The organism is Thalassococcus sp., from assembly GCF_982780845.1.
Genome location: NZ_CEYADA010000007.1, coordinates 170,422 through 181,818, shown reverse-complemented (window position 1 = coordinate 181,818; position 11,397 = coordinate 170,422). Strand labels below are relative to the sequence as shown.

The 11,397-nt window shown below is 56.2% G+C and carries 10 protein-coding genes and 1 tRNA gene; 2 read left to right on the top strand and 9 right to left on the bottom strand.

Features of this window, described 5'->3' with window-relative positions:
• The 6 genes from AC4FIA_RS10090 to AC4FIA_RS10065 form a co-directional block, all read right to left on the bottom strand.
• A partial coding sequence (locus AC4FIA_RS10090) for a cadherin-like domain-containing protein (protein WP_490365737.1) occupies positions 1-1,396 on the bottom strand: 1,396 nt, incomplete at its 3' end.
• 689 nt (positions 1,397-2,085) lie between these two features.
• Positions 2,086-4,413 carry a hypothetical protein gene (locus AC4FIA_RS10085; protein ID WP_490365736.1) on the bottom strand — a complete coding sequence of 776 codons (2,328 nt, stop codon included), beginning with the start codon at positions 4,411-4,413 and terminating at the stop codon, positions 2,086-2,088.
• Between the two features lie 225 nt (positions 4,414-4,638).
• A complete protein-coding gene (locus AC4FIA_RS10080) occupies positions 4,639-5,040 on the bottom strand; it encodes a hypothetical protein (protein ID WP_490365735.1) in 402 nt (133 codons plus the stop codon).
• 11 nt (positions 5,041-5,051) lie between these two features.
• A tRNA-Leu gene (locus tag AC4FIA_RS10075) sits at positions 5,052-5,135 on the bottom strand.
• Between the two features lie 35 nt (positions 5,136-5,170).
• Complete coding sequence (locus AC4FIA_RS10070; RefSeq protein ID WP_490365734.1) at positions 5,171-5,491, bottom strand: hypothetical protein; 321 nt, start codon at positions 5,489-5,491, stop codon at positions 5,171-5,173.
• Between the two features lie 45 nt (positions 5,492-5,536).
• Positions 5,537-5,884 carry a MarR family winged helix-turn-helix transcriptional regulator gene (locus AC4FIA_RS10065; protein ID WP_490365733.1) on the bottom strand — a complete coding sequence of 116 codons (348 nt, stop codon included), beginning with the start codon at positions 5,882-5,884 and terminating at the stop codon, positions 5,537-5,539.
• 579 nt (positions 5,885-6,463) lie between these two features.
• Between AC4FIA_RS10065 and AC4FIA_RS10060 the strand changes: the two genes are divergently transcribed.
• Complete coding sequence (locus AC4FIA_RS10060; protein WP_490365732.1) at positions 6,464-7,042, top strand: YqaA family protein; 579 nt, start codon at positions 6,464-6,466, stop codon at positions 7,040-7,042.
• A complete protein-coding gene (locus AC4FIA_RS10055) occupies positions 7,039-7,500 on the top strand; it encodes a disulfide bond formation protein B (RefSeq protein ID WP_490365731.1) in 462 nt (153 codons plus the stop codon). The genes AC4FIA_RS10060 and AC4FIA_RS10055 overlap by 4 nt, the downstream gene beginning before the upstream one ends.
• 158 nt (positions 7,501-7,658) lie before the next feature.
• Here AC4FIA_RS10055 and AC4FIA_RS10050 read toward each other — a convergent pair whose 3' ends face one another.
• The 3 genes from AC4FIA_RS10050 to AC4FIA_RS10040 all read right to left on the bottom strand — a co-directional run bounded on the left by AC4FIA_RS10050 (position 7,659) and on the right by AC4FIA_RS10040 (position 11,374).
• Positions 7,659-7,994, bottom strand: coding sequence for a hypothetical protein (locus tag AC4FIA_RS10050; RefSeq protein ID WP_490365730.1), 336 nt, complete (start codon positions 7,992-7,994; stop codon positions 7,659-7,661).
• Positions 7,995-8,266: 272 nt separating this feature from the next.
• Positions 8,267-9,601, bottom strand: a complete 1,335-nt coding sequence (locus tag AC4FIA_RS10045; RefSeq protein ID WP_490365729.1) for a sigma-54-dependent transcriptional regulator — start codon at positions 9,599-9,601, stop codon at positions 8,267-8,269.
• Positions 9,602-9,607: 6 nt separating this feature from the next.
• Complete coding sequence (locus tag AC4FIA_RS10040) at positions 9,608-11,374, bottom strand: sensor histidine kinase (RefSeq protein ID WP_490365728.1); 1,767 nt, start codon at positions 11,372-11,374, stop codon at positions 9,608-9,610.
• Positions 11,375-11,397: the final 23 nt, after the last annotated feature.

Below are 11,397 nucleotides of genomic sequence, written 5' to 3'. Positions count from 1 at the left end.
CCGGATCGGGCGTGTAGGTGATCTCGCCTTCCGGTGTGAAGGTGACGGTGCCGTTTGTGGGCTCGGTCACGTCTGTCACGGTCAGCGGATCGCCGTCCGGATCAACGTCGTTGTCCAGAACATTGACCACGATCGGCATATCTTCGTCGCCGGTCACCTCGTCATCCGCCGCCACCGGCGCGTCGGGCGTCGGGTTTACGGTGATGAAGACGGTGGCAGTCGAGGTCACACCATCTGCATCCGCGATGGTGTACGTCATCTCGTCCGTCCCGTTGAAATCAGGGTTCGGCGTGTACGTCAGGAAACCGTCAGCGGACAGGCTGATTGTGCCGTTTGCCGGGTCGGTCGCATCCACAACTGTGATTGCCTGACCTTCCGGATCGCTGTCGTTGCCCAGAACATTGATCGTCAGCGGGGTGTCTTCGTCTGTGATCAGTTCGTCATCAACGGCAACAGGTGCGTCGTTCACGGGATCAACAGTGAAGGTCACAGTTGCTGTATCCGTCAGACCTGTCGGGTCTGTGACGGTGTAAGTGACTGTGTCTGTGCCGTTAAAATCGGGGTTCGGCGTGTATGTCAGTTCACCTTCCGGTGTGAACGATACGGTGCCATTGGCGGGTTCCGTGACAGATGTAACCGTCAGCGGCTGCCCTTCGGGATCGCTATCGTTATCCAGAACATTGACAACAATCGAGGTGTCTTCGTCGCCAAAGCCAAGGTCATCGTTTGCAACGGGCGGCAGGTCCATAACCGGATCGACGGTCGAGAAATGGACGTCGGAGACCATGATCGCCTGACCGGACAGGCCACCGTTATCGTAGAGGATTTCGATGCGCGAAACCGGGCCCGCGATGTTCACGAGGAACGAGCCGTCCGCATCTTCAAGATTGGTTGTTGTCGTGCCTGTGGCTGTGTCGCCGGACACTGTGCCTGCACCGCTGGACGTGATGGTGACAGGAACAGCATTGCCATCTGCGTCATAGGCCAGAATGGTAACGATGTCCTGAAAGCCTTCGCCTTCCAGACCGTTCAAATCTTCCCCTGTGGACGCGAAATCGACATCGCTCAGACGGAAGGAAACGTTCTGTACGCTGTCTGCGTAAGCATCGTCTGTCGCGCGGAAATCAAGCGTGGTGACCGAGGTGTTGGTGCCGTTGTCGACGCTCGCCTGTCCGTCACCGAACAATTTCAGGTTCGAGTTGGGATCAAAGGGTTCGCCTTCTTCCACGTAGCCGAGGAAGTCGACGTACTTGGCGCTCGCGCCCTCTTCGGTTTCTGCGAAGGAGATGTCGACAGCAACGCCGCCTGTTTCAACTGTCGCGGATACGCCGCCTGTATCAGTCAGTGCCTGGTTTTGGGTGGACAGATCACCCCAGTCCAAAAACAAATCAGCCATCGTTACCGATCCTTCAACTCATCAATCCAGGCACGCCCAGACCGCTTCCAACACCGGACCCTGTCCCCAAGATCGCGACCTTTACTCGTCAAACTTTTCGCGGAGTGGTTCGGCTGGCGCCTAGTTCAGGGCACACAAATCCGGTGGCGGAAAACGGCAATCCGTTCCACAGACACTACGCATCCAAAGGATGACATCCGAAATAAAAGGCCGCCCCCGTGGCCAGCAGTCTTCGCCCCCCAGTTGGGCGTGATCTCTTCTTAAGTGTCAGTGACTATGACACAAAGGGGAAATTTGTCTCAAAGGTGTCAAAGATTAATATCGAAAGATAACTTAGACGCGCATTGTCGTTCGGAGTATCGAAATTCACTCAACGATTGTTTGTAAATTCTGCGATTTTCAGTGTTTTTTTCCCGCACTGATAGAATCCAGCGGTTTTTTGTTCAGCATTGGGAAACAATCTAAATGTGGCGAAACGCGTCACATTTTCGAGAGAGCACTAAAAACAGCGTTCAGAGTTTGTTCACAAATGATGAGTAATCTGCAGATTTTCGAAAAATTGGTCACAACGTCTTAGGTTTGAACCCGAATCAAAACCTAGATTCGACGAAATGTGACGCAAAAAAGTCGTCTTTTTGGGACGGCAACTAACCAAAGATACCGCCCCGAAAATACGTTGCTTTGCCGCCCTAGAAGAAGCCGAAGACTTCGAATTCCAGCTTGGCACTTTTTGCAGACTGATGGTCATCAGCGTCCTGCTGGTCCTCGTCGGCAGTTTTATCAAAACTTGCCGCACCACTGCCTTTAAACATCAGGTGGCTGAAAATCCCGCTTCTGGGAAAGACCGTGGCGTGCTCTTGTTCCGTATTCTGAGGCGCCGCATTTGTTGTTTCTTGCGTCTCGTCCGGCTCTTGTTCAGCTTCGCGCACGCGGGGTCGCGTTCCCCCTCCACCCAAGAACCGAAGGCCTAGAAAGCCGCCGCTACCTGAAGACATCGCTTCTACGGTCGGCGTGTCATCATCAGCGCTGCTCTCGACCTGCTCAGTGGTCGTCCGGTTTGATGTCTGGTTGCCTTCATCCGAGGACAACAGGCCAAGTAGCCTGTCACGCCACAGCCCAACGCCGCTGCCGTGAAAAATGCCGCGCACATTCGGCACCTCTTCTTCGGGTTCCTCCGGCGGGGTTTCGGGCTCAGGATCGATGACCGGATCAGAATCGGGCGTTGGGCCAGGATCAGGCGTAGGCTCGGGGTCTGGTTCTGGTTCTGGTTCTGGCGAAGGGTCCTCGACAAGATCAGTCGGGTCCACGTCATCAACCACCGGATCATCCGGCTGCTCACCCACCACGTCCAGACGGGGGTATGTGTCTTGGAAAGTGTCCAGAACGTCATCTCTTGGCGTGCTGTCCTCTAGGTGGCGCAACGTGCCCCAGCTTCCGAACTGCGAGGGTCGTGCCACGTCTACGAACGCGTTGAACAGCGTCCCGCCGTTTTCCACCCAAGAATCCAGCAGCTCTTCGTAAAGAACGCCCATTTCGTCGGAATAGTTGAGATGGACAAAGAAGGCGGTCAGGTCCTGATTGGAGGTGTATTCCCCAAGACCGACAATGTGCGTCCCGCCTTCGTACATCACCATATCCAGACCGTAGCTGTCTGCGACCTGACTATGGTAGGCGAACAAAGCATCCAGTTCTTGTAGACTGCCCTCAGGATCACCCGTCACCGAACCATCCCGCAATTCCTGAAGGGCCAGGTCAGTGGCATGGTCGAACTGATGTGCGGCGATGTAGTCCGCCCGCGCCTGCCCCGTCAGGCCCAATGCATCTGCGTCTTGCTCGGCCAAAGCGCGGCTTTCCGCGATCCAGTCCAGTACATCTTCTGCCTTGGATCCCCCCAAGGTCCCGCCAAAATATCCGGTCACGGCATAGGTATCGAACAACGTGTAAGGCGCGACGTTGTCCACGGACAGCGCCTGATAGGCCGGTGCCTCAAGCGCGGATTGTTCCAGCCCGGTCCATGCAGTGTGCGTTGCGATGACCTTTACATAGTCCCCATCGCGCCCTGCATAGACCTCATCCAGAATGCTTGCCATCTCTGCTGAACGGGCCCCGTATTCCTGCATCCAGCCATCGCCCAGATCGGTGCCAAAGCGCTCTTGCGCACCAAGCGCCGAGTCCCGCGCCTGATCGAACATGAAGTTCCAGACCTCGTTCGAGAATTCGTAATGCGCGCGCAAATCCGGATCGAGGTTTTCGGCCACATAGCTCGCAAATTCACGGATGTAATCGTCATCGGCATTGTGCGGAATGTTGAACCACGGCTCGGTGCCCGTTTCATTGGCCAAGGCCACCATCACCTCGACCGGAACACCGTTGGCATAGGTGAAATCACCCACGTCCGGTCTGTCTGCCCATTCAGTCAGGTCCGAATTATTGGTGTCCATCCAGTCCATGAACCGGAGCGCATGGGCATTTTCGATGTTCGCGATGAACAAGGGATTGAACATTTGGCCGGCGTCATACGCGTCGATATGTTCTTCCTTCACCAAGGAAAAATCGCGCAGATAGTCGCCTGTTCCGTTCGGATCGGTCGAACTAATGGAAATGGCGACCAACCCTTCGGACGATGGCGTATAATCGAACCAGATTTCACCGTCTTGCGCGACCACATTGGTCCCGCCAAACACCTGCACCTCGCCCTCGCCTTCAAAAGTCAGGCGATAGCGACCGGCTGTATATGTTGCCTCTTCGGTGATTTCGGTCAGCACAAAAGTTTCGACACGGGTAATGCCGTCAGGCATGGCCGTCAGGTAACCGTTTTCATCCAACAGCCCGAGCGCCTGCATATCCTCATAGCTCATGGCGCCCCACTGGCCGTCTTCGTGGCCGGTCCACGGCCGCGCGGTTTTCATGACGTCCAGAAACGGCTGTTGGGTCGTCCAATCTGAAATACCGTTCAGACCATATCCCAAGCCGGGTTCACCTGTGGTGGTTGCAAATACACCGGATGCCGTGCCCATAAAATTCCCCCTGTCACAAGGACGCGACCTGCGCCCGTTTTCAGTTGGAAGCGATGCACCCGCGGTGGCGGCCTATGGGGCGCAGCGTGACAGCCCCAGAAATCCACCCATAACAAGCAATCGCCCTAACCCGATCTGCGCAGCGGCAGGCCGAAAATGACCGGCCCCTACAGTGGCAATTCCCTGCAAGATCAAAGCCAATTTCAGTGATAGGTGGGCGATTGTTTAAAATTCGTGAAAAATGAACGTGTTTAAGCGACGACCATGCGCAAGGCAGCAGTCAATGAACGTTCTGATATTTGCGGAAAGTGGTACCCAAGGTCGGACTCGAACCGACAAGACCGTTAAGTCGGGGGATTTTGAAACCGCCGCAACATCGTGAAGCCATTGAAAACATTCACTTTCGTCCGTCACCGCGTCACTCCGCAAGTCACCGATCAAGTCACCAGTGACATGCCCGAAGTGTCCAGTGGACAGGGTGTCCCCTGCGTGTGCAAGTTTGCCACCATACAAGACCGTGTAAGCGGCGGTTTTGATCGCGGTTTTCTCACCGAACAACAGGGGCTGTTCAACAAGCGCGTTGTACGCCGACAGGTGTGCCGACATTCCGTGGTATACAAATTTCATGGGGGGTTCCTTGGTGCGGGTGGTGGGAATCGAACCCACACTCCGTGAGGAAAAGGTGTTTGAGACCTTCGCGTCTACCGTTCCGCCACACCCGCAACGGGACTGCGTTTAGGGGACGTGAAGGGGTTGGTCAAGAGGCCGATGCAAGTTCGCGTTCTGCGGCCTGAACGGCGGCCAATGCTTGTTTCAGTTTCTCGCTTTTCTTAAGCAGGTCAGACTGAAGCCGCTTGGTTTCGATAAGCTTGTCCAGTGCCTTGAACTCCGGCGTGTGCGCGAACTCTTCCAGACCCATCAGACCTGCGACAGACCCAAGTGCCACATCCAAGGGGAGGTCACCAAGGCCGCTGTTGGCGATGAACCTTTCATCGTGCCGTTTCTTTGAGTCTTCAATCAGTTTTGAAAGGGTCAGCGGGCCTCTTTCTGTGTGTTGGGTGATGCTGCTGTGGCTCATGTGCGTTCCTTCTAGTGGATGTATCGGGTCAAAGTAAAACTGGCATCAAATGAATGAAACCAGCCTGTTGCGAAGGGCGATGCCCTTGCGTGTGAGGTAGAGTTCTTTCTGGCGGCGGTCGGTGGCACTTTCCGTCCACTCGATCAGGTCCAGACCCGCCTTACCCAAGCGATGCACCTTAGAGAGTGCCGCAAGGCTGCGTGAGGCGGTCGAGGACGGCATCCCAAGGTTTTGGCGTAGATCGGCCTGAGTGCGTCCTTCGTTCAAACAAACCCAAAAGAAAACGGTGGCCTGTGAAATTGACATATCGGCGTCTTGGTCGCGCATGACCTCAAACACGTTGAAGAGACTGCGGAAGGTCTGACGTTCTTGATCACTCGAAAATTCAGGCATGGTATTTCCTTTATGTGTTGGCCCACGGACAAAAATACGCCGTCTGGTCAGGTCATTAATTTAGCATCTACGGCAGCCGCCCTTAGCATAGTTCTCGGGCAGGACGTAATTGGCTGGACCGTTGGTTACCCCGTCTTCTACATCAGCGGTAGGGGCGGTTGAAATGGCAAACGCAATCACAGCTGCTAGGCTTAGTCGTGCGGCGTGTGCGGTGACATTTCTCCACCTGCGGAGAGGTGACGTGAGGGGTGACCTAAGTCACAAATGGTAGTGACCTGCACTTGGCGGAAGGTTGCATTAGTGGAGATAGTGAGAAGTTCGCGAAATGACGCCAAACCTCCTACAAATAAGTGCTTTTGCCCTTTCCGTTTCCTTGCGAAAACGCGAAGATTTTACCTGCGGAGAGACTTTTCGGCGTGGTTGCTGGGGATTTTGAATCCCCAGCGTCTACCATTCCGCCACTTGGGCACGGCGAACTCTCTACAACTCCGAAACAACATCGTCCAGAGGTAAAGATGCAGGTTCTTGACGCTAATGTCCCGTCGTGATCAACCCGCCCTGTAGGTTGCGAGGAAACCGATGCTGAGACGCCTTTATAACAGAATGCTGGCCGCTGCCGAACATGCCTCCGCGCTGTGGATCCTGGCAATCGTGTCATTCGCCGAAAGCTCGGTCTTTCCGATCCCGCCGGATGTAATGATGATCCCGATGATTCTGGCCGCGCCGCATCGGGCTTGGCTGATTGCGGGCGTTTGTACTGCCGCTTCGGTTGCAGGTGCGCTTTTGGGCTACGGTATCGGGTACTTCTTTTTCGAACAGGTCGGCCAGCCGGTGCTTGAGGCAATGGGCAAAGCCGAAAAGATGGATGCCTTCAATACCACGTTCAGCGAATGGGGCGTTTGGGCGGTGCTGATCGCGGGCATGACCCCTTTCCCGTTCAAGGTTATCACGATCATGTCAGGCTGGGCATCCTTCCCGTTGATCCCCTTCCTGTTGTCGTCCATCGTCGCACGAAGCCTACGGTTTTTCATCGTCGCGGCCTTGCTGAAGGCATATGGCCCGCCCATCCGCGAGTTCGTGGAAAAACGACTGGGTCTGGTCTTTGCCGCCTTCCTGATCGTCCTGATCGGCGGCTTTATGGTGTTGAGAGTTCTATGACACAAAAACAACTGGTTTTACTGGCTGCCGCAGGGTCTGCCGCACTGATGATGGGTGCCTTGGGCTTTCAGTACATTGGCGAACTGCCGCCCTGCAAACTGTGCTACTGGCAGCGTTATCCGCATATTGCAGCCATCGCGATTGGTGCGCTCTTCGCCTTTATCGGCGCACGCATCCTGATGGCCTTGGGCGCTATTGCAGCCTTTGCCACCGGTGCCGTCGGCATCTATCACACAGGCGTTGAAAAAGGCTGGTGGGAAGGTCCGACAACCTGCACATCCGGTTCCATCGAGGGCCTGTCCACAGATGACCTGTTGAACCAGATCATGGGCGCGCCGCTAATCCGCTGCGATGAAATCGCGTGGCAGTTCATGGGCCTGTCCATGGCCAGCTGGAACGCGGTCATTTCCTTTGGCCTGATGGCGATCTGGATTATGGCCTACCGGAAGTCTGCATAAAAATCGGGGCGGTCCGTAACCAGCCCGTTGCGATAGTTGGTGCAAGACGGGGCCGAACGCTTTGTGGGAAAACAGCTCCCAAAGAAAGCGCTGGGAGCTTTTTGCGACGGATGTCGGCTATGCGGACAAAGCTGCCATTAACTGCGGCTGCGCCAATGTCAGCTTTCGCTTGAAACACTTTTTTGCTTCGGCGTTTTGGGATCAACAAACCTGACATAGAAAAACGCTCCGCCAAAGAACGTACCAGCTAGCCCCAAACCAAAAATGATATTGAGTGGCACGCCTAGCTGATCCAACCAAACCATCACCAAAGACCACGCCAGAAAAGATCCATAGAGCAACATAGCGCCCCCTAACCGCGCCCGCCTTTTTGTGATAAATCTGGCGATGACGAATGCTGTTAAAAACGGAAACCATGTTTCAGCGACATGGTTCACAAAGTGCATTTCTGTTGAAGCGCCACCGGGAAAGCTCATTCCCATGAACAGTGCCAAAAATGGGTACTTCTAAGGCAAGAGCGGGTTGATTGCTTCGATCACCGCGAGAGCTATCCAAACCAAGAACGCTCCTACGAAGGCCGCAAAATAAGTTATGAGTCGACGTGCCATACATTATGCATAAGTCAGATTGCACCGCTGGGGAAGCCGACCTTCGCGCATGATTCAGCATCCTGCACAATGGGCTCAAAGCAGTCATTCCGCTTCGAGCCTTCAAGGTTTTCGTATGCACCATTTACAGTAAGAGAACGCCGTCAGACCGGCCCTCTTTACAGGTAGTCCGCACGCTGTAGGGAATATTTCGCCATCTTTTCGTTCAACGTCCGGCGCGGCAGGCAAAGCTCTTCCATCACCGCAGCGATCGAGCCCTTGTGGCGGCGCATCGTGTTGTCGATCAGCATGCGCTCGAAGGCTTCCACGTATTCTTTCAGCGGTTTACCCTCGGTCGTCATGACGGGCTTCATGTCTTCGTGGTCGTTCATCAACAACGACGAAATAGTACCCGAGCCCCGGCGCGATTGCAGGACCGCACGTTCGGCCAGATGGATCAGCTGACGCACGTTGCCCGGCCATGGGGCCTGCAGCAGTTGCGCGGCCTCTTGCGCGCTGACCTGCGGCGGTTCGCAGCCGTAGTCTTCGGCGTATTGCTCGGACAGACGGGCAAACAGGGTCAGGATGTCTTCGCCCCGCTGGCGCAGCGGCGGCACGGTTATGCGCAGAGCGGCCAAGCGATAGAACAGATCGGGCCGCAGCGCGGATTCACAGGTCTGACCTTCGTCCTGAAGGTTACAGATCGCGACGATCCGCGTTTCGGGCGGCGTACCCTGATCGTTGATCACCGATAGCAGACGAGCCTGAGCCGCATCGGACAGGCTTTCGATATCTTCCAGAACCAGCGTCCCGCCGCGCGCCTCTTCAATCGCGGGCAAACGGGTGTCTTCGGGTTCCATCGGGCCGAACAGCCGCTTCATCAGCGCGGCCTCGTCCATCGCGGCGCAAGGCAGCAAGACAAAGTTCTTGCCCGCGCGGCTGCCAACCGCGTGCAGGGCGTGAGCGATCAGCGTTTTGCCGGTACCCGTTTCGCCGTCGATCAGAACGTGACCATCGGCGTGCCCGAGATCGAGAAGATCTTCACGCAGGCGTTCCATCTTGGGCGACTGGCCGATCAGCTTTTGCATGATCTGGGTGCCGTCCGAAAGCTCGCGGCGCAGTTGCCGGTTATCCAGCGTCAGACGCCGCGCATTGGTCGCTTTCTGCGCAAGCTCGGACATCCGGTCGGGATTGAACGGCTTTTCAAGGAAGTCATAGGCCCCGACCCGCATCGCCTCGACCGCCATGGGCACATCGCCGTGACCGGTGATCATGATGACCGGCAGGCTGGAATCCGCGCCCATCAGCTTTTTCAGGAACTGGATACCATCCATCCCCGGCATGCGGATGTCGGAAATCACGATACCCGGATAATCTGGGCCAAGCGTGCCAAGCGCCTCTTCGGCGCTGGCAAAGGTTTCGGTGTCATATCCGGACAGGGCCAGCCACTGGCTGATCGACTGCCGCATATCCTTTTCGTCATCGACGATTGCGATTTTCATTGCTTTTACCATCGCGCACTACTCCGCCGCTGTGGTTTCTTCTTCTTTGAGCGCAGGCAGCTGCATTTCGAAAACAGCGCCCCCACCTTCTGCATTTCGGGCCATCAGGCGGCCACCAAGATCGGTGACGATGCCTGAGGAAATTGCCAGTCCAAGCCCCGTGCCTTCGCCCGGTTGCTTGGTGGTGTAAAAGGGTTCGAACAGCGCATCGAGGTCGTCGATACCATGCCCGTTGTCGCGCACGCTAAGGGTCACCGTGTCGCCTTCGGCCAGCAAAATCTCGATCTCGGGCGAACGCACGGTTTTGGTCGCGTCCAGCGCATTCCGCAGCATGTTGATCAGAACCTGTTCGATGCGCATCCGATCACCCATCACGCGCACGGGATGATCCGGCATATTGCGGCTGATACGCACATGACGCGCTTTCAACTGCGGCTCCATCATACTTAGCGCCGAGGCCACCGCTTCGCTCATGTCCACGGGCGACAGGCTGGTCTGACCTTTGCGGGCGTATGATTTCAGCTGCTTGGTGATCGCACCCATGCGTTCGATCAGATCATCGATGCGATGGAAGGCTGTCAGCGCCTCGTCCGGACGGTTTCGGCGCAACAACAGACGCGCACCCGCGAGATAGGTTTTCATCGCGGCCAGTGGCTGGTTCAATTCGTGACTGACCGCTGCCGACATTTCGCCCAAGGCCGCCAGTTTCGAACTTTGCTCAAGGGTCTGTTCAGCCACAGCCAATGTTTCCTGCACACGCTCACGTTCCGCAATCTCGCGACGCAAACGCGCGTTCAGGGCGCGCAGTTCCGCAGATTCACGCTGGAACAAGGCCATGCGCAGTGCCGTTTTGCGGGACAGCGCGTAAAACGCCAACGCCGCCAACAGAGCGAAGGCCATGATTTCCAACGCCAGAACCGCATTCACACGTTCGCGCACACTGGCATAGGTGGTGAAGTTGATCATCGACCAGCCACGGAATGGGATGCGGCCATCGACGCGCATCACCGCCTCGCCCATCACATAGGCATCCGCAGACAGGGTCGTCCAATCGGTGGTGGCCTGAATGGCCCTTTCGATGGCGCTGCCCGCTGGGTTCTGTTGCAGCGCTTCTTCCACGCTTTTGCCCCGCCAGCGCGGCTCGGTTGCAAGAATGATCCGGCCTTCGGAATTGGTAACCATAACCGCATCCGAGATACCCGCCCATGCGCGTTCGAACTTGGCCAGATCAACCTCGACCACAATAACGCCGATGATAGCGCCTTGGTCTTCGATCCGACGGGAGTAGCTAAAGCCGAAGCCACCGAACTCACGCTCGAGCGACGTAAAGACAGTCGCGTTCGACCGGATCGCTTCTACAAAATATGCAGCATTGCGATGATTTTCGCCCAGCTTGTTCCGGTCGGTCGCGGCAACGGTGCGCCCGTCTTTATCCAAAAGCATCAAGGACGCCGCGCCGATTTCATCCACGTACGAGATCAGACGCTGAGAGCTTTGGGAATAATCGTTGCTGGTCAACGCCCCGATCAAGGACGGGTCACGCGCCAGAAGCTGGGGCACAATGGCATTGCGGCGTAGTTCGGACAGCAGGTTACCGCTGTAAAGCGCCAGTCGCAGTTCCGCGCGGTTCTGGGTTGTTTCGGTAAAGCGGTCAGTCAGCAGGCGGTTTGTCACCCAAACCGTGCCCACAGCGATCAGGAACAGAAAAGCCAAAGCCATGCGCACACGCCAGCTTAGCGGGCCTGTGCGTTTGGAGGTGTTCTGATCAGAGTGTGCGTCGCTCATTCACACAAGATACGCATGGGCGA

Excerpts from the sequence above, each read along its gene's own strand:
- AC4FIA_RS10085 (WP_490365736.1), bottom strand. The coding sequence starts at position 4,413 with ATGGGCACGGCATCCGGTGTATTTGCAACCACCACAGGTGAACCCGGC.
- AC4FIA_RS10080 (WP_490365735.1), bottom strand. The coding sequence starts at position 5,040 with ATGAAATTTGTATACCACGGAATGTCGGCACACCTGTCGGCGTACAAC.
- AC4FIA_RS10070 (WP_490365734.1), bottom strand. The coding sequence starts at position 5,491 with ATGAGCCACAGCAGCATCACCCAACACACAGAAAGAGGCCCGCTGACC.
- AC4FIA_RS10065 (WP_490365733.1), bottom strand. The coding sequence starts at position 5,884 with ATGCCTGAATTTTCGAGTGATCAAGAACGTCAGACCTTCCGCAGTCTC.
- AC4FIA_RS10060 (WP_490365732.1), top strand. The coding sequence starts at position 6,464 with ATGCTGAGACGCCTTTATAACAGAATGCTGGCCGCTGCCGAACATGCC.
- AC4FIA_RS10055 (WP_490365731.1), top strand. The coding sequence starts at position 7,039 with ATGACACAAAAACAACTGGTTTTACTGGCTGCCGCAGGGTCTGCCGCA.
- AC4FIA_RS10045 (WP_490365729.1), bottom strand. The coding sequence starts at position 9,601 with ATGGTAAAAGCAATGAAAATCGCAATCGTCGATGACGAAAAGGATATG.
- AC4FIA_RS10040 (WP_490365728.1), bottom strand. The coding sequence starts at position 11,374 with ATGAGCGACGCACACTCTGATCAGAACACCTCCAAACGCACAGGCCCG.